General features: G+C 67.5%; 22 protein-coding genes and 1 other RNA gene. 9 read left to right on the top strand and 14 right to left on the bottom strand.

The window, feature by feature from the left end:
• Window positions 1-58: 58 nt before the first annotated feature.
• Complete coding sequence (locus XARJCFBP2528_RS16315; protein ID WP_369920328.1) at window positions 59-586, bottom strand: DNA-deoxyinosine glycosylase; 528 nt, start codon at window positions 584-586, stop codon at window positions 59-61.
• 175 nt (window positions 587-761) lie between these two features.
• Between XARJCFBP2528_RS16315 and XARJCFBP2528_RS16310 the strand changes: the two genes are divergently transcribed.
• Window positions 762-1433 (top strand): OmpW/AlkL family protein, encoded by a 672-nt coding sequence (locus XARJCFBP2528_RS16310; protein ID WP_016901022.1) that lies wholly within the window; start codon window positions 762-764, stop codon window positions 1431-1433.
• An 86-nt stretch (window positions 1434-1519) separates the two neighbouring features.
• Here XARJCFBP2528_RS16310 and XARJCFBP2528_RS16305 read toward each other — a convergent pair whose 3' ends face one another.
• The 6 genes from XARJCFBP2528_RS16305 to XARJCFBP2528_RS16285 form a co-directional block, all read right to left on the bottom strand.
• Entirely contained in the window at window positions 1520-2077 is a 558-nt protein-coding gene (locus tag XARJCFBP2528_RS16305) for a CcdC protein domain-containing protein (RefSeq protein ID WP_024940264.1), read from the bottom strand.
• A gap of 25 nt (window positions 2078-2102) precedes the next feature.
• Window positions 2103-2178, bottom strand: a non-coding RNA gene (locus XARJCFBP2528_RS22785) — sX9 sRNA.
• A 62-nt stretch (window positions 2179-2240) separates the two neighbouring features.
• Window positions 2241-3044: a MetQ/NlpA family ABC transporter substrate-binding protein gene (locus XARJCFBP2528_RS16300; RefSeq protein WP_016903463.1), complete on the bottom strand. Its 804-nt coding sequence runs from the start codon at window positions 3042-3044 to the stop codon at window positions 2241-2243.
• A 137-nt stretch (window positions 3045-3181) separates the two neighbouring features.
• A complete protein-coding gene (locus XARJCFBP2528_RS16295) occupies window positions 3182-3874 on the bottom strand; it encodes a methionine ABC transporter permease (protein ID WP_047124891.1) in 693 nt (230 codons plus the stop codon).
• Window positions 3871-4878: a methionine ABC transporter ATP-binding protein gene (locus XARJCFBP2528_RS16290; protein WP_016903462.1), complete on the bottom strand. Its 1008-nt coding sequence runs from the start codon at window positions 4876-4878 to the stop codon at window positions 3871-3873. The genes XARJCFBP2528_RS16295 and XARJCFBP2528_RS16290 overlap by 4 nt, the downstream gene beginning before the upstream one ends.
• Before the next feature lie 189 nt (window positions 4879-5067).
• Entirely contained in the window at window positions 5068-5964 is an 897-nt protein-coding gene (locus XARJCFBP2528_RS16285; protein WP_026064564.1) for a DMT family transporter, read from the bottom strand.
• Window positions 5965-6070: 106 nt separating this feature from the next.
• Here XARJCFBP2528_RS16285 and XARJCFBP2528_RS16280 point away from each other — a divergent pair, with 106 nt between their 5' ends.
• The 6 genes from XARJCFBP2528_RS16280 to XARJCFBP2528_RS16255 all read left to right on the top strand — a co-directional run bounded on the left by XARJCFBP2528_RS16280 (window position 6071) and on the right by XARJCFBP2528_RS16255 (window position 11389).
• A complete protein-coding gene (locus tag XARJCFBP2528_RS16280; RefSeq protein ID WP_016903460.1) occupies window positions 6071-6556 on the top strand; it encodes a YajQ family cyclic di-GMP-binding protein in 486 nt (161 codons plus the stop codon).
• Between the two features lie 133 nt (window positions 6557-6689).
• Window positions 6690-7154: a hypothetical protein gene (locus XARJCFBP2528_RS16275; RefSeq protein WP_016903459.1), complete on the top strand. Its 465-nt coding sequence runs from the start codon at window positions 6690-6692 to the stop codon at window positions 7152-7154.
• Window positions 7147-8886, top strand: a complete 1740-nt coding sequence (locus XARJCFBP2528_RS16270) for an ATP-binding response regulator (RefSeq protein ID WP_016903458.1) — start codon at window positions 7147-7149, stop codon at window positions 8884-8886. The genes XARJCFBP2528_RS16275 and XARJCFBP2528_RS16270 overlap by 8 nt, the downstream gene beginning before the upstream one ends.
• Window positions 8873-9700 carry an alpha/beta hydrolase gene (locus XARJCFBP2528_RS16265; RefSeq protein ID WP_016903457.1) on the top strand — a complete coding sequence of 276 codons (828 nt, stop codon included), beginning with the start codon at window positions 8873-8875 and terminating at the stop codon, window positions 9698-9700. The genes XARJCFBP2528_RS16270 and XARJCFBP2528_RS16265 overlap by 14 nt, the downstream gene beginning before the upstream one ends.
• A 135-nt stretch (window positions 9701-9835) precedes the next feature.
• A complete protein-coding gene (locus tag XARJCFBP2528_RS16260; RefSeq protein ID WP_016903456.1) occupies window positions 9836-10396 on the top strand; it encodes a DUF1415 domain-containing protein in 561 nt (186 codons plus the stop codon).
• A gap of 186 nt (window positions 10397-10582) precedes the next feature.
• Entirely contained in the window at window positions 10583-11389 is an 807-nt protein-coding gene (locus XARJCFBP2528_RS16255) for an SDR family oxidoreductase (RefSeq protein WP_026064563.1), read from the top strand.
• A gap of 76 nt (window positions 11390-11465) precedes the next feature.
• Here the strand turns inward: XARJCFBP2528_RS16255 and XARJCFBP2528_RS16250 are convergent, their stop codons facing one another.
• Together XARJCFBP2528_RS16250 and XARJCFBP2528_RS16245 are read right to left on the bottom strand one after the other, a co-directional pair.
• Window positions 11466-12179, bottom strand: a complete 714-nt coding sequence (locus XARJCFBP2528_RS16250; RefSeq protein WP_016903454.1) for a pseudouridine synthase — start codon at window positions 12177-12179, stop codon at window positions 11466-11468.
• A complete protein-coding gene (locus tag XARJCFBP2528_RS16245; RefSeq protein ID WP_016903453.1) occupies window positions 12176-13243 on the bottom strand; it encodes a class I SAM-dependent methyltransferase in 1068 nt (355 codons plus the stop codon). Before XARJCFBP2528_RS16245 ends, XARJCFBP2528_RS16250 begins: the two co-directional genes overlap by 4 nt.
• A gap of 192 nt (window positions 13244-13435) precedes the next feature.
• On the opposite strand from XARJCFBP2528_RS16245, the gene XARJCFBP2528_RS16240 reads away from it, so the two are divergent.
• On the top strand, window positions 13436-13696 hold the full coding sequence (locus XARJCFBP2528_RS16240; RefSeq protein WP_087962350.1) for a hypothetical protein: 261 nt from the start codon (window positions 13436-13438) through the stop codon (window positions 13694-13696).
• 109 nt (window positions 13697-13805) lie between these two features.
• Here XARJCFBP2528_RS16240 and XARJCFBP2528_RS16235 read toward each other — a convergent pair whose 3' ends face one another.
• From XARJCFBP2528_RS16235 to XARJCFBP2528_RS16215, 5 genes are all read right to left on the bottom strand, one after another.
• Window positions 13806-15140: a PQQ-dependent sugar dehydrogenase gene (locus tag XARJCFBP2528_RS16235; protein ID WP_016903451.1), complete on the bottom strand. Its 1335-nt coding sequence runs from the start codon at window positions 15138-15140 to the stop codon at window positions 13806-13808.
• Window positions 15141-15227: 87 nt separating this feature from the next.
• Window positions 15228-15536 (bottom strand): DUF3247 family protein, encoded by a 309-nt coding sequence (locus tag XARJCFBP2528_RS16230; protein WP_016903450.1) that lies wholly within the window; start codon window positions 15534-15536, stop codon window positions 15228-15230.
• 126 nt (window positions 15537-15662) lie between these two features.
• Entirely contained in the window at window positions 15663-17696 is a 2034-nt protein-coding gene (locus XARJCFBP2528_RS16225) for a hybrid sensor histidine kinase/response regulator (RefSeq protein WP_087962349.1), read from the bottom strand.
• A gap of 107 nt (window positions 17697-17803) precedes the next feature.
• The gene (locus XARJCFBP2528_RS16220; RefSeq protein ID WP_016903448.1) at window positions 17804-18094 is read right to left on the bottom strand and encodes a hypothetical protein; all 291 of its coding nucleotides are present in this window, start codon (window positions 18092-18094) and stop codon (window positions 17804-17806) included.
• Window positions 18081-18527, bottom strand: a complete 447-nt coding sequence (locus tag XARJCFBP2528_RS16215) for a hypothetical protein (RefSeq protein WP_016903447.1) — start codon at window positions 18525-18527, stop codon at window positions 18081-18083. Before XARJCFBP2528_RS16215 ends, XARJCFBP2528_RS16220 begins: the two co-directional genes overlap by 14 nt.
• A gap of 247 nt (window positions 18528-18774) precedes the next feature.
• On the opposite strand from XARJCFBP2528_RS16215, the gene XARJCFBP2528_RS16210 reads away from it, so the two are divergent.
• Entirely contained in the window at window positions 18775-19350 is a 576-nt protein-coding gene (locus XARJCFBP2528_RS16210; protein ID WP_016903446.1) for a DUF3016 domain-containing protein, read from the top strand.
• Window positions 19351-19508: the final 158 nt, after the last annotated feature.

The following is a 19508-nucleotide window of genomic DNA, read 5'->3' as shown; positions in this document are numbered from 1 at the left end:
CGCCATTGGCTCGCTGATGCCTTCGACCGTGGATTGGTTGCGCGGCGATCCGACGTCATTAATCCAGCGCGTCGCGCAGCGGCTGCCAGGCCGCGCACAGCCGTGGCAGCGACCATGCCGCATTGGCCGGGCTGGTGGACGGCAAGGCCCATACCGGCAGCGTGTGCAGGGCGACCGGCAACAGCGGCTGCACATGGCGGCGCCATGCCTGCGCGGCGGCCGCCCCGTTGCAGGCGACCGCGCGCAGCTGCGGCAGCGATGCCAGCCGCGCCGCCAGCGGATTGACCACGATGCTGCTGGCGACGATGGCGGTGTCCAGGCTGCCGCGCCGCTCGCATTGGCCGATCACATCCCACAGGCCGACCTTGCAGTCGGCAAGTGCCTGCAGGCGCGCCGGATACGCCAACCCGGCATCGATGCCCAGCAGTTCCTGCATCAGCGGCCAGAAACGGTTGCGCGGATGGGCGTAATACATCGCCGCGTGCAACGAGGCGTTGCCCGGCATCGAGCCGAGCACCAGGACACGGCAATCGTTAGGAATGTGCGCTGGAAGGCCCTGCAACAGGTCGGTTTTCGTCACGGCGATCGCATCTGCGTGAATGTCTTTTTCAGCTTGCCTGTTGCAGCCACGGCCTTCTCCGGAAACTTGCTGAACAAACGAAATTTTAGCGAGCCACGGGTGGGCGTGGATTCAGATTTTCAGGAATAGCTTTGGCGCGGCCCACTCCACGGGCCTAACAAGAACACTGAGGAGACCCCCAATGCGTGCCATTTCCATCCTGAGCCTGGCTGCCGTATCCGCACTTGCGTTTGCGCCGTCGGCATTTGCACAAGACACCACCTACACCGGCGACACCTCCTCGGCTTCCACCAGCGCCGATAGCGCTTCCGGAAAGCATTGGGCAGTGGTCGGCGGTGTTGCTCTGATCAAGCCGAAGAACGACCCGGCTCCGGGCCTGGACGTCGATGGCGGCCCGGCACCGACGCTGAGCGCCAGCTACTACATCAACGACAACTGGGCCGTTGAGCTGTGGGGCGCCGCCGACAAGTTCAACCACCGTGTCAACGCCGATGGCGTGGGCAAGATCGGTACCGTCGAGCAGCAGCCGATCGCCATCAGTGGCCAGTACCACTTCGGCCAGGCCGATAACGTGTTCCGTCCGTTCGTGGGCGTGGGCTACTACGAGTCGAACTTCAGCAACGAGAAGATCGACGCGGCGTCGGCCACCGGCCAGCACGTGGGCCTGGACACCGCAAAGGGCGTCATCGGCACCGTCGGCGTGGACATGAACATCAACTCCACCTGGTTCGCACGTGCCGACGCCCGCTACATGCGTTCGCGTCCGGAACTGCGCGTGGGCGGCCAGGGCACCGGCAGCGAGCTGGAACTGGATCCGTGGACCGTCGGCTTCGGCGTCGGCGCGCGCTTCTAAGCACGCGGGAAAGCGAGGTTTCAGTCGAACAAGAAACGGGCCGCAAGGCCCGTTTTTTTATGCTTTGAAATCGTGGCGCCGGCCGCTCAGCGCCAGTAGACGCTGCCGCGCAGGCGCGCGCTGCGCCAGCGCCACCACAGCAAGGTGGCATAGGCGAGCGCATAGCCGAGCAATACGCCGGCTGCGCCCAACAGGCTGGCGTGACTGAGCCAGCCTTCCGTGGGCCAGGCAGCACCCTGCCAGGTGCTACGCCACCCCTGCACCATGCCGGCGATCACGCGTACCACCACCAGCGCGGTCAAGGCCAGCACCAGCCACAGATTGGGCCGGTAGAACAGCCCCTGCTGGGTGCGCTCGAAGCGGGTCAGACGCAGTGCCAGCAGCCCCAGCGCCAGCCCGCAGGCCCAGCCGAAGGCGGCATGGCTGATCGCGCCGGGCCAGAACGCGGCGGCGATCAACACGAAAATCACGAACAGCACGGTGGAAAGGCCGGCCGAGACCAGATTGATCATCAACAGCCAGCCGCGTGCCTGCCGCCGCGCGGTGCCGACACGAAAGCGCTGCACCAGCGACAACGGCAACAGCACCGCGAACACCGCCAGGGCGATGATCACGGCCAGCGGTATGGCGAGGAGAAGTGGCATCACATGCTCGGTGGCGGCGAAGAGTGGTTGGCAACCCGAAACGCGCGGACGTCAGGTGGCCGTGGACGGCGCGCAGCAACCGGCGTGTTCGCGGGGTGCATGCCGATGCCGGGCGCCGGCCGCACCCACCTGGCGGTGAGCGCGGTCGGTTTGATCGCCGCTCTTAGAACGCCGGCAATACCGCGCCTTTGTACTTCTGCTCGATAAACGCCTTCACTTCCGGGCTGGTCAAGGCCTTGGCCAGCTTCTGCACGCGCGGGTCGTCCTTGTTGTCCGGGCGCGAGACCAGGAAGTTCACGTACGGCGAGTCCTTGCTCTCGATCGCCAGCGCGTCGCGGGTCGGATTGAGGCCGGCGTCGAGCGCGTAGTTGGTGTTGATCAGTGCCAGGTCGACCTGGTCGAGCACGCGCGGCAGCATCGCCGAATCGAGCTCGCGGAACTTCAGCTGCTTGGGGTTCTCGACGATGTCGCGCTGGCTGGACAGGGCATTGCTCGGGTCCTTGAGTTTGATCACGCCCGCCTTGTCGAGCAGGATCAGCGCGCGGCTGTTGTTGCTCGGGTCGTTGGGAATCACCACATCGGCGCCGTTGGGCAGTTCGGCCAATGCCTTGAACCGGCGCGAATACGCGCCGAACGGCTCGATATGCACGCCGACCACGGTCACCAGCTGGCTCTTGCGGTCGCGGTTGTAGGCATCCAGGTACGGCTCGGTCTGGAAGTAACTGACGTCGATCTGCTTCTGCACGACCTGGTCGTTGGGCTGCACGTAGTCGTTGAACACGCGCACGTCCAGCTTGACGCCCTGCTTGGCCAGCAGCGGTTCGACCACCTCCAGGATCTCGGCATGCGGCACCGCAGTGGCGGCCACCGTCAGCGTGTCGCCGCCGCTGCTGCCACCGCTACCGCCACAGGAAGCCAGGGCCAGCGTGGCCGCAGCCAGGAGGGAACGAAACGCGAATGTGCTCATGTGGGGGTCCGTGGGAGGAGGAATGCGGCACTGCCGCAAGCGCTAAACCTAGCAGACCGCAGGTGTAGCCGCGATCGGCAGGCCCGTGTTGCTTGCGTGGCCCTGCGCGCGCCGGCAACGCGCGCCCCCGGTCGCGGTCAGCGCCGGCTATAGCGCGCCACCAGCCAGTCGCCCAGCATCTGCAGCAGCTGCACCAGCACCAGCAGGGCGATCACGGTGATCAGCGCGACATCCGAATGCGAGCGCAGATAGCCCTCGCGGTACGCGACATCGCCCAGCCCGCCGGAGCCGATCGCACCGCCCATCGCGGTGAAACCGATCAGCGCGATGGTGGTCACGGTGGCGCCGGCGATCAGGCCCGGGCGCGCTTCGGGCAGCAGCACGCGCAGCACCAGCTGGCGGGTGGTGGCGCCCATCGCCTGGCTGGCTTCGATGATCCCGCGGTCCACTTCGCGCAAGGCGGTTTCCACCAGCCGCGCGTAGAACGGTGCGGCGCCGACCACCAGCGGCAGGATCGCGCCGCGCACGCCCAGCGAGGTGCCCATCAGCATCAGCGTGAGCGGAATCATCGCGATCATCAGGATGATGAAGGGCACCGAGCGCAGCAGGTTGATCAGTGCCGCGAGCACGCCGTACAGCACCGGGCGGCGGCGCAGCTGCGGGGCACCGCACAGGAACAGCGCAACGCCCAGCGGCAGGCCGATCAGCAGCGTCAGCGGCAGCGCACCGGCCAGCATCAGGAAGGTATCGAGCGTGGCCTGGCCGATGTCGCCCCACTTGGCGGCATCGAGATTGCGGAAAAACCCGCTTGTCGTGGCGATCAGAGTCATACGCGCAGATCCTCCACGTGCACGCCGGCAGCGACGAAGCCCGCGCGTGCCGCGTTATGGTCGCCGCCGGTCAGCGCGACGATGAGCTGGCCGTACGGGGTGTCCTTGATGCGGTCCACGCGCCCGGACAGGATGTTGTAGTCCACCCCGGTCTCGCGGGCGATGCGGCCCAGCACCGGTTCGTAGGTGCCGTTGCCCAGGAAGGTCAACCGCACGATGCGCCCGCCCACCGCGGCGAAGTCGCGATGCAGCTCGGCCTCGTCCACGTGCTCGGCTTCGGACACGAAGCGCCGGGTGGTGGCGTGCTGCGGGTGCAGGAACACCTCGGTCACCGGGCCGGTTTCCACCAGCTTGCCGGCATCCAGCACCGCGACGCGGTCGCAGACCCGGCGGATCACGTCCATCTCGTGGGTGATCAGCACGATGGTCAGGCCCAGCTCGCGGTTGATCTGCGCCAGCAGCTGCAGCACCGAGGCGGTGGTCTGCGGGTCCAGCGCGCTGGTGGCCTCGTCGCACAGCAGGATCTGTGGCCGGGTGGCCAGCGCGCGCGCAATGCCCACGCGCTGCTTCTGCCCGCCGGACAGCTGCGCCGGATACTTGCTGGCATGCTGCTCCAGCCCGACCCGTGCCAGCAGCTCGGCCACGCGCGCATCGACCTCGGCGCGCGGGGTGCCGGCCAGTTCCAGCGGAAACGCCACATTGCCGGCGACGGTGCGCGAGGACAGCAGGTTGAAGTGCTGGAAGATCATCCCGACACGCCGGCGCAGTGCGCGCAGGCCCTGGCTGTCCAGCGCGGTGACGTCCTCGTCGCCGATCAGCAGCCGCCCGCCGCTGGGTTCTTCCAGCCGGTTGATCAGCCGGATCAGGGTCGACTTGCCGGCACCGGAATGGCCGATGATGCCGAACACCTCGCCGGGGCCGATCCGCAGATCGAGTGGATGCAGCGCCACGATCTGGCGACCGTCAACGGAATAAGACTTGTGCAGGCGCTGAAACTGGATCACCGCGCGTGGCCGATTGGGGGGCCGTGAAGCCTACCAGTCAATGTTTGCGGACGATATTCCAATGAGTTCTAAGTTAGGGATTGGGGATTGGGGATTGGGGATTGGGGATTGGAGATTCGGGATTCGCAAAAGCCAGAGCGCCTTGCCGTTGCTCTGGCGAATCCCCAATCCCGAATCCCGAATCCCCAATCACGGCTTATCCAACGACATCGGCCGATCCGCCTTCCGAATCCGCTCCCGGCGCAGCAGATACAGCCCGCTGGCGACGATGATGCCGGCGCCGGTCCAGGTCCAGCTGTCGGGCAGGGTCTGCCACAGCAGCCAGTCCAAGCCGATCACCCAGACCAGGCCGGTGTATTCCAGCGGCGCGATCATCGAGGCCTCGCCGCGCAAAAAGGCCTGGGTCAGCGCAATCTGCCCCAGTGCGCCGGCCAGGCCCATGTCGGCGATCAGCCAGGCGTGCTCGCCCCGCAACGGCACCCAGTCGGGAATGGCCAGCAGGCCGGCGCCGACCGCCATGAACAGCAGGAACGACACCACCATCGCCTGCGGGGTGTCGGTGCGGGTCAGCAGACTCACGCTGATGGCGGCGATGGCATAGGCAGTGGCCGCCAGCAGCACCATCAGCCCGGGCAGCGAGATCAGCCCGTCCACGCCCGGGCGCAACACCACGATCACCCCGACCAGGCCGATGCCGATCGCCGTCCAGCGGCGTGGCCCGACCCGTTCGCCCAGCAACGGCACCGACAGTGCCGCCACCAGCAGCGGGGCGACGAAATACAGCGTGTAGGCGGTCGACAGCGGCATGCGCTTCAGGCCGTAGACGAAGCAGCCGATCATCACCATGCCCAGTACCCCGCGCAGCAGGTGCAGGCCCCAGCGCACCGGCACGATCGAGCGCGGGCCGGCGGTGGCAAATACCCACACCAGCACGAACGGCAGCGAGGCGGCGCCGCGCAGCAGGGTGACCTGCAGCGGCGGGTAATGCGCCGACAGCAGCTTCATTCCCGCGTCCATCAGCGAGAAACAGGCCACGGCGGCCACCATCCAGGCGATGGCGGGAAGCGGAGAGCGGGTGGTGGGCATGGACCATTATCGCTGCGCGTGCGCGCAGACTGGCAACCCTGTGTCGACAGGGACGACGACGCGATGCCCTAGAATGGCGGCTGTTTACAGACAGCAGGAGCTTTGCATGCCTTCCTTCGACGTGGTGTCCGAAGTCGACAAGCACGAACTGACCAATGCGGTGGATCAGGCCAACCGCGAGCTGGATACGCGCTTCGATTTCAAGGGGGTCGAGGCCAGGTTCGAGCTGGAAGACGGCAAGGCGATCAACCAGTCCGCGCCCAGCGATTTCCAGGTCAAGCAGATGACCGACATCCTGCGCGCGCGCCTGCTGGCGCGCGGCATCGACGTGCGTTGCCTGGAGTTCGGCGACATGGAAACCAACCTGGCCGGTGCGCGCCAGAAGGTCACCGTCAAGCAGGGCATCGAGCAGAAGCAGGCCAAGCAGCTGGTCGCCAAGCTGAAGGAAGCCAAGCTCAAGGTCGAGGCGCAGATCAATGGCGACAAGCTGCGCGTGAGCGGCAAGAAGCGCGACGATCTGCAGGATGCGATGGCGCTGCTGAAGAAGGCCGATTTCGAGCTACCGCTGCAGTTCGACAACTTCCGCGACTGAGCACGCGTTGTGGCTGACACGGCGCCTTGTCGTGCCGCGCTGTGCAGGCGGGCCGTGCAGCGCGGCGTGGCGGCCGTCCGCTGCCCGGGCATCAGCCGCGCGCGCACCGGCGCGTTACGGATCTGATGCAAGCATGCGTGGCCTGCTCTCCAGCCTGTTGCAACGCGCGCACCTGGCAACGGTGCCGCAGGCGCCGCCCGCTGCCGGGACGGCGTGCGCCGTGACGCACGCACAGCCACGCATCGAAGCCGGCTCGACGCTGCACACGCTGGCCGGGCTGGACCCGCTGGCGGCCGCGGCGTTTGCCGATGCGTTTGCGGCGGAAGTGCAGCGCGCCATTGCCACCTGCACGCTCGGCAAAGCCAGCACCACCCAAGCGCAGGCACTGGAGCAGATCCATTCGCTCAAGAACACGCTCTCGCTGACCGGCTCTGCCGAACTGCTGAACGCCTGTGACCAGTTGCGCGGCGATGTCGACGGCGGCGAACCCGGGTCCGCGCTTGCGCAGCGCTACACAGCAATTGCGACCGCGGCCGGCCTGCTGGTCAAGAATTACCGGCGCACCCTCCCCAACGACGACACCGCCCCCGATGCGTAGTGGATCCAACCGCGCGGCGCCCGGCCTGATTCTGGCCGCCCGGCAGCTTCGCAACGACAGGCTGGTGCGGCTGTTCGAATCGTTCCTGGAATATCGCGCCTGCGTCGGCCGGGTGATCGTGCAGACCATCGTGGCGCTGTGGTGCTTCGGCTGGCTGTACGGGCCGCAGCCGGTGCTGGTCAGGGATGCACAGGCGGTCTTCCCCACCGCGGCGACGCTGTGGATGGTGGCGGTGATCTGGATGGTGCTGGTGCGACGCAGGATCATCCCGCCGGGCGAGTGGCTGGACGCGATCGGGTTTGCGATGAACCTGCTGTTCATCGGCATCCAGACCTATCTGGCCTTCATCCTGCTGATGTCGCTGAATGCCTTCCTGCCCTTCATCACCATCGCCGCGGTGGCACGCTATGGGCAGAAGGCGACGCTGCCGGTGCTGCTCAGCACCTTCGTGCTGATGCTGTTGACCGCGCCGGCCGGCTATTGGCTGTCGCGGCCGGCCTACTTCGTGTATGCGGTGGCGCTGAGCGTGGTGCTGCCGCTGCTGGTGGCGCGCATCGTCAGTGCGATGCAGGAGATCGCCCTGCAGGCGCTGGCCTCGCGCGACGCGCAGAGCCGCTTCATCAGCACCATGAACCACGAACTGCGCACGCCGTTGAACGCGGTCATCAACTGCGCGCAGCTGATCGACAGCGACACCTTGTCGGCGCAACAGCGCGAACTGATGCAGGCGGTGACGGTCAATGCGATCGCGCTGCGGCATCGGGTGAACGAAGTGATCGACGTGGCCAGCATCGACGGTGGCCGGCTGCAGCTGCACAGCAAGCCGCTGAGCCTGCTCGACGTGCTGGCCACGGTCAAAGCGGTGTGCGCGAGTGCAGCGTCGACCAAGGGCGTGGCGCTGGCACTGCGCAGCGATGCCGCGCAGACGCCTGACCTCATCGGCGACGAGGGGCGCATCGAACAGGTCATCACCAACCTGGTCATCAATGCGATCAAGTTCACCCCGGCCGGTGGCGCGGTCGACGTTCTGATCGCCGCCACGCAGGTGCAGCAGCGCTGGGCGATCGCGGTGACCGTGACCGACACCGGCATCGGCATCCCCGACGCCCAGAAGGCCTATATCTTCACGCCCTTCACCCAGCTCAGCACCGGTTTCAGCCGCGCCGAGGGCGGGGTCGGGCTGGGCCTGTTCATTGCGCTGTCGGTGTCCGAGGCGATGGGCGGCAGCCTGAGCGTGCGCGACAACCCCGGCGGCGGCAGCGTGTTTCGCTGGACCTTCGCACTGGCCGCCGCCGCGGCGCAAAGCTGCCGCCCGCCGGCGCTGCGCGAGGCCCTGCAACAGCATGCCGCGACGGTGCCGCAGCTGCATTGCCTGGTGTTCGAGGACATGGACACCAATCGGCTGGTGATCGGCAATCTGCTCACCCGCGCCGGGCACCGGGTAAGCTTTCACAGCGATGGCAGCAACGCGGTGCAGCGCATCCGCGAGGCGGCGCCGGACCTGGTGTTCCTCGACCTGCACATGCCCGGCACCTCGGGCTGGGACGCGCTGGGTGAGGCGCGCGCGGCGATCGCCGCGCTGCCGCCGATCATCGTGCTGACCGCCGACACCCGCACCGATTCGATGCGCGAGGCCACCGCGGCCGGCGTGGCCGGCTATCTGTCCAAACCGATCAACGCGCACCAATTGCTGGCCATCCTCGCCACGCATGCCCCCCATGCAACCGGCTGACCTGAAACCGGGCAACGCGGCACGCCGGCACTGGCACACCGCCGCGCAGACGCGCACGCCGCTGGCGCTGCTGTACCTGCACGGGTTCACTGCCAGCCCGGGAGAAGCCGGCGAACTGCCCGAGCAGATCGCCGATGCGCTGGCTGCCAACCTGTACGTGCACCGTTGGCCCGGGCATGGCCGCAGCGCCGCCGATGCGATGCAGGGGCTGACGCCGGCGGCGTTGCAGGCCTCGGCCCTGGATGCACTGGCGCAGGCACAGCACATGGGCGCACGCGTGGCGATCGTCGGCTCGTCCATGGGTGCCACGCTGGGCTTGTGGCTTGCGGCGCAGCGCCCCGACGCAGTGGCTGCAGTGGTCGCCTGGTCACCGGGCATCCGGCCGGCCGACCCGGCGCTGCTGGATCAGGTCTGCGCCGCGCAGACGCCCTTGACCGACCCGCGCCCGCGCACCGCCGCGTCGCTGGCGTTCTGGTCCAGCACCATCCACCCGGATGGATTCCGCGCGCTGCGCAGCCTGTTCGACGCGGTTGCCGCCGATCCACCGTGGCCACGCGTGCAATGCCCGGTGTTTCTGGGCTATTACCGCGCTGCCAACGGCGAGGAGGATCCAACCGCCTCGGTGCAGGCGATGCTGGCGATGTTCGCTGCGCTCGGCAGCGCGGCGGAGCACACCTGCGCGATGGCCTTCGACACCGGCGCGCATGCGATCGGCTCGCCGCACAAGACCCCGCACGCCGATAAAGTTGCGCAGGCATCGATTGCGTTTCTGCGCGCGCATGTCGGCGCAAACACGCATGCGGATGCCACCTAGGCCGCGTCAGCGCTGCAACTGCTGCAGTTTTTCCTGCGTTCCGCCAAGCGCCGGCCCCGCGCTGCACCACACCGGCACAGGCGGCCGCGCCGGCAGCGATCGCATACACTGGCCCACCATCACGCCGCCGCCACGATGACGACCACGCCTGCCACGCTCGACCCGTTGACCGCCACCCGCCAGTGGATCGAGCGCGCGGTGATCGGCCTGAATCTGTGCCCGTTTGCCAAGGCGGTCTACGTCAAGGAGCAGGTGCGGCTGGTGCTCAGCGATGCCAGCACGCCCGAAGCGCTGCTCGAACAACTGGCCGAGGAACTGGTGTTGCTGCGCGACACGCCGGCCGAGCAGATCGACACCACCTTGATCGTGCATCCGGACGTGCTCACCGATTTCCTGGACTACAACGACTTCCTCGACAACGCCGATGCGGCGGTGGAAGCGCTGGATCTGGGTGGCGTGTTGCAGGTGGCCAGCTTCCATCCGGACTATCAGTTCGCAGGCGCGGCGGTGGATGACGTGGCCAACTTCACCAACCGCTCGCCCTACCCCACCCTGCACCTGCTGCGCGAAGACAGCGTGGAGCGTGCGGTGGCCGCGTTTCCGGACCCGGACGTGATTGTCGAACGCAATATCCAGACGCTGGAACGCCTGGGCCAGGACGGCTGGGAACGGTTGTTGAGCGCATCGCAGCACTGACCGCCGCATCGCGTGCGGTTGCGCATGTTGAAACGCGCAGCCATGCCGGCGCGCAGCGGCGCGGCATGACGCGATAACGGCGGGCAAGCCACCAATCTGCATGCCTCGCGCGCGGCGATCGCGTTGCTACGGCCACCACGGCGCCCGCGTTACAGTGCGCGCGACCTCACTCCCCTGGTGCGCCCGATGCCCCTGACCCCCGCCGTCTCCGCATGGAATCCCTCCCCGTTGCAGGACCGCGTGGTGGTGGTCACCGGCGGCGCCCAAGGCATCGGCCGTGGCATTGCCCAGGCGGTGCTGGGCGCCGGCGGCAGCGTGGTGATCGGCGACCTGGATGCCGATGCCGGCAAGGCCTGCCTGCAGGAGTGGGCATTGCCGCGACGCAGTGCCTTCGTGCGGTGCGATGCCGCGCGCCCGGCCCAGGCAGCGCGCCTGATCGCCACCGCGCTCACCCGCTTCGGGCGACTCGATGGCCTGGTCAACAACGCCGGTGTGGCCGATCCGCATGTGCCGCCATTGCCGCAACTGGAATGGGACGAGTGGAATCGCAGGCTGGCCAGCCTGCATGGCGCCTTCCTGTGCAGCAAGCAGGCCTTGCCCGCATTGGCGCAGGCCCAGGGCGGCGGTGCGATCGTCAACATCGCCTCCACCCGCGCCTGGCAATCCGAGCCGCATAGCGAAGCCTATGCCGCCGCCAAGGGCGGGCTGGTGGCCTTCACCCACGCCTTGGCGCTGAGCGAAGGCCCGCAGGTGCGCGTCAACAGCATCAGCCCGGGCTGGATCAGCACCGACGCCTGGCGCGCACCGGCGCGCCGGCGTACGCCCAAGCTGTCGCGGCGCGACCATGCCCAGCATCCGGCCGGACGGGTCGGTACGCCGGAAGACATCGCGCAACTGGCGGTCTATCTGCTGTCGCCGCAGCTGTCCGGCTTTGTGACCGGGCAGGACTTCATCGTCGATGGCGGCATGTCGCGCAAGATGCAGTACGTCTGAGGCATTGCCGCGCAGGCGGCCTGCAGCAGACCGCGCAGGCCCGGAGCGCCGCAGGCGCAAGCAGTAGCGGCGTGGCTCAGGCCTGCTCGCTGCGGCCGAACAACACCGCAAGATCCCCTGCCCCCAGCGCGCGCCATTGCCCGGACGGCAGACCGTCCAGCGCCAAGCCACCGATGCGGCTGCGGTGCAAGGCCACCACGTGATTGCCGGCGGCGGCGAACATGCGCCGCACCTGGTGGTAGCGGCCTTCGTGCAGGGTCAGGCGTGCCTCGCGTGGGCCGAGCACTTCCAGTTCGGCCGGCAGCAGCGGCTTGGTTTCGCCTTCCAGCAACAGCGTGCCGCTGGCAAACAGCGCCGCCTCGTCGCCGCGCAGGTCCTCGGCCAGGGTGACGTCGTAAACCTTGTCCAGCGCCGACTTGGGCGAAATGATCCGGTGCAGCAGCGCGCCGTCGTCGGTCATCAGCAACATGCCGCTGGTCTCGCGATCCAGCCGCCCCACTGGCGCCAGCACCGGCGCGCGCGAACGGAAGCGTGGCGGCAGCAGTTCGTAGATCAGCCGGCCGGTGTCCTTGGTCGAGCAGGTGTAGCCGCCGGGCTTGTGCAGCAACAGGCTGAAACCCGCCGGCGGATCCAGCGGTTCGCCATCGATACGGATCGCATCGTGCTCCACCTGGTCGTCGGCATACAGCACCTCGCCGGCGGCGTCGGTGACCGCGCCCTGGCGAAATAGCTGGGTCACCTGCTTGCGGCTGCCGTAGCCGAGGTTGGCGATGTGCTTGACCAGCTTCATGCGCGCGCTCCGCGGCCGCGCACGGCGGAAATCAGCTTGAAACCGTCGCGTTCGGCGGCCACGCGCACCTGCCCGAAGCTTTCGTTGAGCACGTACTCGTAGGGCAGATGCCGGTTGGCGACCAGCAGCAGCTGACCACCCGGGCGCAGGGCCTGCGCGGCCACGGCGATGAAGCGCTGGCCGATATCCGGGCGATCGGCACGCGAAGGCGTGTGGAACGGCGGGTTGCTGACGATGAAATCGTACTGCGCCCCCAGGCCGGCGGTGACGTCGCGCCAGTGGTACTGCAGCTGCGCCGGATGCGCGATGGCCTGCAGGTTGCGCCGCGCCAGGGTCAGCGCGCGCGCCTCGGCCTCGTACAGATCCAGCCCGGTGACCTTGGGGCAACGCGCCAGCACCTCGGCCGATAGATAACCGAAGCCCGCGCCCAGATCGGCGCCATGCCCGGCCAGCGTACTCGGCAGATGCTCGACCAGCAGCGCCGAGGCAGGGTCGATGCGGTCCCAGGCGAACACACCGGGGCGACTGACGAAGCGCCCGTCCAGAATGGCGCGCGGCGCATCCAGCGCGGCCCAGCGCGCCTGCAGCGCCGCATCGGTGTCGGCAGGCAGCGGCGCGCTCCAGTAGGTGCGGCAATGGTGCTTGGTCAGGCTGCCGGCCAGGCCGGTGAGCTGACGCAGATCCGCCTCGCCCGAGCGCGCGCCCTCGTTGTTGGACTGGCAGGCCACCACGCGGCAGCCCGGGGCGGCCAGCGCCACCGCGCGCGCGAACAGGGCACGCGCTTCCTCGCGTTGCCGCGGCGGCAACACCAGCACCAGGGCATAACGGGTACTGTTGGCCTCGATCTCGCTCTCTTCGCGCACGTTCCAGCCATTGCGCTCCAGCGCCTCGGCGAAGGGGCGAAAGCTCTGCTCGCAGGTCAGCGCATCGGCAGCCGCATGCTCGCGCAGCGGGAACCCGTCGCGCGCGCGCAGGAACAGCACCGGGCCGCTGGGCCAGGGCAGCACGCCCTGGGCGAAGGGCAGAAACAGAGCTTGAAGCGGGGCATCGTGCGGGCCAGCCATCGGATCATCGGGTCGGGAACAGGCCGCCATTGTAAGGGAGCGCTGCCTGCCGCCCGCCCTGGCGCCCGCTTGGGCGGGCATTCGATTGCGTGAGCTGCAGACGGCGGCCCTTCCAATGTCTATACGGTCTATTGATGCGCACGCAACATCCGCCCGCCTAGGCTGGAATCACACCAATACCGGAGAGACGCGATGCGAGCCCTGTTCGTAGGTGGAGTGGTCGACAACAGTGAAATGGATCTGGATGACACCCCGCCACCGATGCACTACCCCGAAAACACCGGTGCGGGCCGGCCGCGTTACCGCCTGCACCAGGTCGGCGAGCGCGACGATGGCAGCGTGGCTTATGCGGTGTATGGTGCCCCGGAAATGGCCGATGACGACATCAGCCGGATCACCGAAGAACGTGGCTATGCGCGCCGCTTCAGTGCCTCGCCCGAACCGCCGCGCTGAGCGTGAGCGCATTGGCGTGATGCCGCGCACGACCGCGGCACACGCATGAAGAAACCGGGTCCTGGCCCGGTTTTTTCGTTTGAACGCCTGAGCCAGCGCATTGTCTGGATCAGCGCGCCTTGGGTGTCACCCGCCAGATCACATTGCCGACATCGTCGGCGACCAGCAGCGCCCCGGTATTGTCGGGACTCACGCCCACCGGGCGCCCTTGCGCATTGCCTTCGGCATCCAGGAAACCGTCCAGCACGGTGATCGGCGTGCCGCTGGGCTTGCCGTCGACAAACGGCACGAACAGCACCTTGTAGCCGCTGGGCGGGTCGCGATTCCACGAGCCGTGCTGGCCGATGAAGGCGCCCTGGCGGAAGCGCTCCGGCAACAGGCTTCCGCTGGCAAAGCTCAGGCCCAGCGAGGCGGTATGCGGGCCCAGCGCATAATCGGGCTTGATCGCCTTGGCCACCAGCTCGGGGTTCTGCGGTTTGACCCGCTCGTCCACATGCTGGCCGTAATAGCTGTAGGGCCAGCCATAAAAGCCGCCGTCGCGCACCGAGGTCAGGTAGTCCGGCACCAGATCGCTGCCGATCTCGTCGCGCTCGTTGACCACCACCCATAGCGACTTGCTCTGCGGCTCCCAGGCGGTGCCGACCGGATTGCGCAGGCCGCTGGCGAACACCCGGCTGCTGCCGGTGGCCGGGTCGATCTCCAGGATCGCGGCGCGGTTGAGTTCGGCCTCCATGCCGTTTTCGGCCACATTGCTGTTGGAGCCGACGCCGACATAGAGCTTGCTGCCGTCGGCACTGGCCAGCAGCGACTTGGTCCAATGGTGATTCAGGCCGCCGGGCAGATTGGCCACGAAGGTCGGCTTGGCGGTGATATGCGTCTCGCCGGGCTTGTACGGAAAGCTCACCAGCGCATCGGCGTTGGCCACGTAGAAACGATCGCCGATCAGGGCCATGCCGAACGGGGAAAACAGCCCGCTGATGAACTGGGTGCGCACTTCGGCCACGCCGTCGCCATCGGCGTCGCGCAGCAAGGTGATGCGGTTGGCGCTGGGCACCACGGCGCCGGCCTTGCTCATCATCGCGCCCTGCACCTTCTTGCGGATACCGCCGCCTTCGGCGTCTTCCGGCTTGGGCGGCTCGGCAGTCTCGGCCACCAGCACGTCGCCGTTCGGCAGCACATAGACCCAGCGCGGGTGGTCCAGATCGCGCGCAAACGCGGCCACCTGCAGGTCGTCGGCCGCGATCGGCTTGGCGTTCTCGGTCCAGCGCTTGACCGGCGCCACCTTGACGGTGGGGATCAGGCGTTTGACCGGCTCGGGCAATTGCGGGTTCGGCCCGGTCCCTTGTTCGATGGCAAGCGTGGCGGTATCGCCGCAGGCGGCGAGGATGGCGACGGTCATCAGCGACAGCGGCCAGCGGGCGAGCTTCAACGCGGGAGCATTCATTGCGCGATCGATCCTGAACAGTTACGACAATCGGCCATCATGCCGTCAACGCCACGACGAGAAGTAAACACATCGTCAATGCGTGACTCAGGGAGCGGCTTGCGGATCGCTGCCCAACGGCAAGGGGTGCACTGCCACGATGCGGTCCATCCAGATCCAGTGCGGCTCCTGCGCGGCATCCAGCTGGTCGATGCGCAACTGGCCGTTGAGGCCTTCGCGCTGCTGATCGTCCAGATAGGTCTGGATACTCGGGCGCACGGCGACGGTGCCGCTGATCATGCTGCCGTCGTCGAGCTCGACGCGCACGCGCTCCTGCCCACCGAGCAGCGACACCCAGTGTTCGAGCGTGGCGATCTGCACTTGTTCCGAATAGACATGCGGGGCGTATCTGGACATGGCGTCATCTCCATCGAGGGAATGCACCACGCTAGGTCACCCGCCGTGAAAGAGGCAGCAAACAGCCTCTTTCACCTGCTGCCTGTCAGCCGGAGCAGCGGCACTACATCGGCGCCGCCTGCCGTCTCACTCCACCGATTCGCGCGCGGCGCGCACCGCAGTGACCAGTTGGGCGACGCTGTAGGGCTTGGCCAGATGCTCCTGGAAACCGGAGTCCAGCGCGCGCTTGCGATCGTCGTCGCGTGCCAGGGCGGTCACTGCCACGGCCGGCAGTGCCGCCGCGTCCAGCCCCATGTTCTCGCGCACGGTGCGGATCAGCCCATAGCCGTCCATGCCCGGCATGCCGATGTCGGTCAGCATCAGATCGAAGCGTGCGTGGCCGCGATGATCGATCAGTGCCAGCGCATCGGTGGCGCTGCCGGCGGTGACCACCTCGGCGCCCTGCTCTTCCAGCAGGCGGCGCAGGTAATCGAGCATGTCCGGCTGGTCTTCCACCGCCAGCAGTCGCAAGCCATTGAGCGCGCGCGCTTCGATGATCTGCTCGGACATCAGCCTACGGCGCAGCTCGCGCCGCGGACGCCTGGCCTGATCGGGAATATGCTCCAGCAGGCGCACGGTGAAGGTGGCGCCCTTGCCGCGACCGCCGCTGGTGGCGCTGACCTGGCCGCCATGCATTTCCACCAGCTGCTGCACGATCGCCAGGCCCAGGCCCAGGCCGCCATGCTGGCGCGTGGTGGTGCCATCGGCCTGGCGGAAGCGGCCGAACAGATGCGGCAGGAACTCCGCTGCGATGCCGTCGCCCGAATCGCGTATCGCGACCAGCAGGTGGCCGTCGTCGCGTTCGATGGTGACGTCGATGCGGCCATGCGCCGGGGTGAACTTGATCGCGTTGGACAGCAGATTCCACAGCACCTGCTGCAGCCGCGTGGCATCGCCCAGCACCAGGCACGGCGTGGACGGGGCATGCACTTCCAGCACCTGGTCCTTGCCTTCGGCAGCCAGCTCCTGGGTGTTCAGGGCCTCGCGCACCTGTTCGACCAGATCCAGCGACTCGACCTCCAACTGCACCTTGCCCAGCAACATGCTGCTGAGGTCGAGCATGTCCGAGATCAGGCGTTTCTGCGCACGGGCGCTGCTGGCGATCACCGACAGGCCCTTGTAGTTGGGATGGCCTTCCTCGACCCGCTGCAGCAGCAGCTCGCTCCAGCCCAGAATGGTGGTCAGCGGCGTGCGCAATTCGTGCGACAAGGTGGCCAGGAACTCGTCCTTCAGCCGCGCCATGCTCTCGGCTTCGTTGCGTGCGCTGCGCTCGGATTCGAGCAGCTGTTCGCGCGCCAGTTCGATCTCGCGTTGTTCGGTCACGTCCGGGCTGCTGCCGGCCAGGCCGATGAAGCGCCCGTCGGCCGAGTAGCGCGGCGTGGCGGTCATTTCGATCCAGCGCCACTGCCCGTCGTGGCGACGCGCACGCACCAGTGCATGCAGGCCGCGCTGTTCTTCCAATGCGGTGGCCAGTTCGAACTGGAAGATCGACAGGTCGTCCGGATGCAGCAACTCGCTCCAGGCCGACACCGTGCCGCTGGAAATGTCGATGCCGAAAAATTCGCCATAGGCACTGTTGACGAAGCGCACCACGCCTTGCGCGTCCAGTACCCAGACCGGCATCGGCAGGCCATCGGCCAGGGCGCTGAAACGTGCCTCGCTCTCGGCCAGCTCGCGCTCCACCCGCTTGCGCTCGGTGATGTCCATGAACAACACCGCCACCCGCGCCTGCTCCGGCTGCCCGACCCGGAATGCGTCCACCGAGTACCAGCGGCGCAATGCCTTGGCCTGCATTTCGAAATGGATGCGGTTGCCGGTGCGGGCGACATGGCCGTAGCGGTCGAACCATTCCTGTTCGTGATCGACCAGCATGCCGCGAATGGACACGTTCAATACATTGGAAAGACCGGTGTAGCGCTCGAACGCGCCATTGGTCATCCGGATCACGTAATCGACGGCCTTGTCGCCATCGAACACCATATCGATGACGCAGAACCCCGCGTCCAGATTGTGGAAGATCTCGTGGTACATCCCCGGGTCGAGGAAGGGCTCGGCGAGGGCTGCCGGGTGGCTGGTGGCCAGATCGGGGCTGGTGGTCGAGGTGCTCAAATCGGGATCCAGGGGTGATGCCAGGGCGGATGACGAGCAGATGAAACCACGCCCGGTGTCGTCAGCGGGTGCACAGCCGGCCGACCCGGTTCACGCGCGTGCCGCCGGCTCCCCAGGGATCACCACAGCAGCGCCGCGCACAGCGCGATGCATGCCGCCAGCACCACGATCCCGGCGATCACGCCGCGAAACACCCACTCGCCTTCGCGGCGCAACTGCTCGTCCATCCAGCGCTGCGCTTCTTCGCGCCAGGCGGTGGAACGCGCGTACTCGGCGTCCAGCAACAGCAACCGCACCCGCGACAGGCCAAGTTTTGCGCATTCGCTGCGGCAGCGCTCGCTGAAACCATCTTCGCCGGTGGCGACCTGTGCGCCCAGCGGCAACTGCAGTTCGAGTTCATGCCTGGACATAACGGGGGCGCTCCTGATCAAGCTCGTGTTCCAGCGCCATCCGCGCCAGTTGGGTGTAGTTGGCGCGCGGGCCCTGGCCGCGGCCGGTGAGCATTCCCTGGTAATCCAGGTCCTGCCAGACCCGCCCGGTCCACTCGACGCAATCCTCGGCAATCACCAGCATCAGCGAGTAGCGGTACTCCAGCCCGTTGGCGGCGGTGTAGGCATAGACCGGCGGGAACTGCACCGCCACATCACCCTGCCGCGCCAACGCAGCCAGATGCTCACGCAGTGCATCCCGTGGGTCGGCACCCGTCTCCAGACGCATCCCGCGGGTTGCCAGATCCAGATCCACATCGCTTTGCAACGCGACGAACGCGGCGGCACCGGTGGACGGGTTGTGGCCATGCTGCTTTGCCCAGTCGATGAACTGCAGGCGCACGTCCGACGGCATGTGCGCCGGCGCCGAGGAAGCTGACTTTGTGCGGAAAGAGTGGGTGTCCATGCTGGCGATCATCCGGTCCGCTCCGTGAAGCGCGGGCGCAGGCGCAGTGAACCCGCCGTCATGGCGGCGCGGTCGTGGATTAACCGCGCGCAACACCGATGCATACCCGGTTGCTGCCGCGTTGCGGGCGATCCAGCGCACCCCCACACTGCTGGAACACCCGGTACGCCATGTACCTTCCGCTTGGAGACTTTCCATGAAACGTTCCAGCCTTTACGGCGCCAGCCTGTTGCTGGCAGGACTGCTCGCGGCGACCGGTGTGCAGGCCCGCGTGCGTAATGTCACCGACCCCGAAGCGCCGCGCGCGCTGAGCAGCGATGGCAAGGTAGATGTGCGCTGGACCGACCCGGCGCAGTTTGCCGAGATGCGCTTCAGCGGCAACCGCTGGGAGGCGCAGCGCGGCGATTGGGTGACCCAGCTGGCGACCCATTTCCAGCAAAGTGCCGCCCGCCGGCTTCCCGACGGCCAACACCTGAGCGTGACCATCACCGACATCCGCCGCGCCGGCCAGTACGAGCCCTGGCACGGCCCGCGCATGCAGGACGTGCGCATCGTCAAGGACATCTACCCGCCGCGCCTGAGCTTCAGCTACACGCTGACCGGCGCCAATGGCGAGGTGATCGATCAGGGCGAGCGCAAGCTGGTGGATTCGGCATTTCTGATGAGCGGCCCACGCCTGACCGACAGCGACCCGTTGCGCTTCGAAAAAGCCATGATCGACGACTGGGTGCGCAAGCAGTTCCGTGGCGATCGGAGTACGGCTGGGGTGTGAGCTCCGCTTGAGCCCCTCTCCTGCGGGGCGAGAAGGCACAGCTTGCGTGCCACTGGCGCGCGTGCCTTGGTGCGCCTGCGCCGCTGGCGCAGGCCGGGGCGCGGAGCGGGGGTTGGGGTGAGGTACGGGGGCGAAGCCCTCGTGTTGTTCCGACTGCA

The sequence above is a fragment of the Xanthomonas arboricola pv. juglandis genome, from assembly GCF_001013475.1.
GTDB lineage: Bacteria > Pseudomonadota > Gammaproteobacteria > Xanthomonadales > Xanthomonadaceae > Xanthomonas > Xanthomonas arboricola.
This window is presented reverse-complemented; position numbering and strand designations above follow the sequence as displayed.

What these genes read in the sequence shown, in the direction of transcription:
- XARJCFBP2528_RS16310 (WP_016901022.1), top strand. Translation starts at nt 762, where the DNA reads ATGCGTGCCATTTCCATCCTGAGCCTGGCTGCCGTATCCGCACTTGCG.
- XARJCFBP2528_RS16305 (WP_024940264.1), bottom strand. Translation starts at nt 2,077, where the DNA reads ATGCCACTTCTCCTCGCCATACCGCTGGCCGTGATCATCGCCCTGGCG.
- XARJCFBP2528_RS16300 (WP_016903463.1), bottom strand. Translation starts at nt 3,044, where the DNA reads ATGAGCACATTCGCGTTTCGTTCCCTCCTGGCTGCGGCCACGCTGGCC.
- XARJCFBP2528_RS16295 (WP_047124891.1), bottom strand. Translation starts at nt 3,874, where the DNA reads ATGACTCTGATCGCCACGACAAGCGGGTTTTTCCGCAATCTCGATGCC.
- XARJCFBP2528_RS16285 (WP_026064564.1), bottom strand. Translation starts at nt 5,964, where the DNA reads ATGCCCACCACCCGCTCTCCGCTTCCCGCCATCGCCTGGATGGTGGCC.
- XARJCFBP2528_RS16280 (WP_016903460.1), top strand. Translation starts at nt 6,071, where the DNA reads ATGCCTTCCTTCGACGTGGTGTCCGAAGTCGACAAGCACGAACTGACC.
- XARJCFBP2528_RS16275 (WP_016903459.1), top strand. Translation starts at nt 6,690, where the DNA reads ATGCGTGGCCTGCTCTCCAGCCTGTTGCAACGCGCGCACCTGGCAACG.
- XARJCFBP2528_RS16270 (WP_016903458.1), top strand. Translation starts at nt 7,147, where the DNA reads ATGCGTAGTGGATCCAACCGCGCGGCGCCCGGCCTGATTCTGGCCGCC.
- XARJCFBP2528_RS16265 (WP_016903457.1), top strand. Translation starts at nt 8,873, where the DNA reads ATGCAACCGGCTGACCTGAAACCGGGCAACGCGGCACGCCGGCACTGG.
- XARJCFBP2528_RS16260 (WP_016903456.1), top strand. Translation starts at nt 9,836, where the DNA reads ATGACGACCACGCCTGCCACGCTCGACCCGTTGACCGCCACCCGCCAG.
- XARJCFBP2528_RS16255 (WP_026064563.1), top strand. Translation starts at nt 10,583, where the DNA reads ATGCCCCTGACCCCCGCCGTCTCCGCATGGAATCCCTCCCCGTTGCAG.
- XARJCFBP2528_RS16250 (WP_016903454.1), bottom strand. Translation starts at nt 12,179, where the DNA reads ATGAAGCTGGTCAAGCACATCGCCAACCTCGGCTACGGCAGCCGCAAG.
- XARJCFBP2528_RS16245 (WP_016903453.1), bottom strand. Translation starts at nt 13,243, where the DNA reads ATGGCTGGCCCGCACGATGCCCCGCTTCAAGCTCTGTTTCTGCCCTTC.
- XARJCFBP2528_RS16240 (WP_087962350.1), top strand. Translation starts at nt 13,436, where the DNA reads ATGCGAGCCCTGTTCGTAGGTGGAGTGGTCGACAACAGTGAAATGGAT.
- XARJCFBP2528_RS16235 (WP_016903451.1), bottom strand. Translation starts at nt 15,140, where the DNA reads ATGAATGCTCCCGCGTTGAAGCTCGCCCGCTGGCCGCTGTCGCTGATG.
- XARJCFBP2528_RS16230 (WP_016903450.1), bottom strand. Translation starts at nt 15,536, where the DNA reads ATGTCCAGATACGCCCCGCATGTCTATTCGGAACAAGTGCAGATCGCC.
- XARJCFBP2528_RS16220 (WP_016903448.1), bottom strand. Translation starts at nt 18,094, where the DNA reads ATGTCCAGGCATGAACTCGAACTGCAGTTGCCGCTGGGCGCACAGGTC.
- XARJCFBP2528_RS16215 (WP_016903447.1), bottom strand. Translation starts at nt 18,527, where the DNA reads ATGCCGTCGGACGTGCGCCTGCAGTTCATCGACTGGGCAAAGCAGCAT.
- XARJCFBP2528_RS16210 (WP_016903446.1), top strand. Translation starts at nt 18,775, where the DNA reads ATGAAACGTTCCAGCCTTTACGGCGCCAGCCTGTTGCTGGCAGGACTG.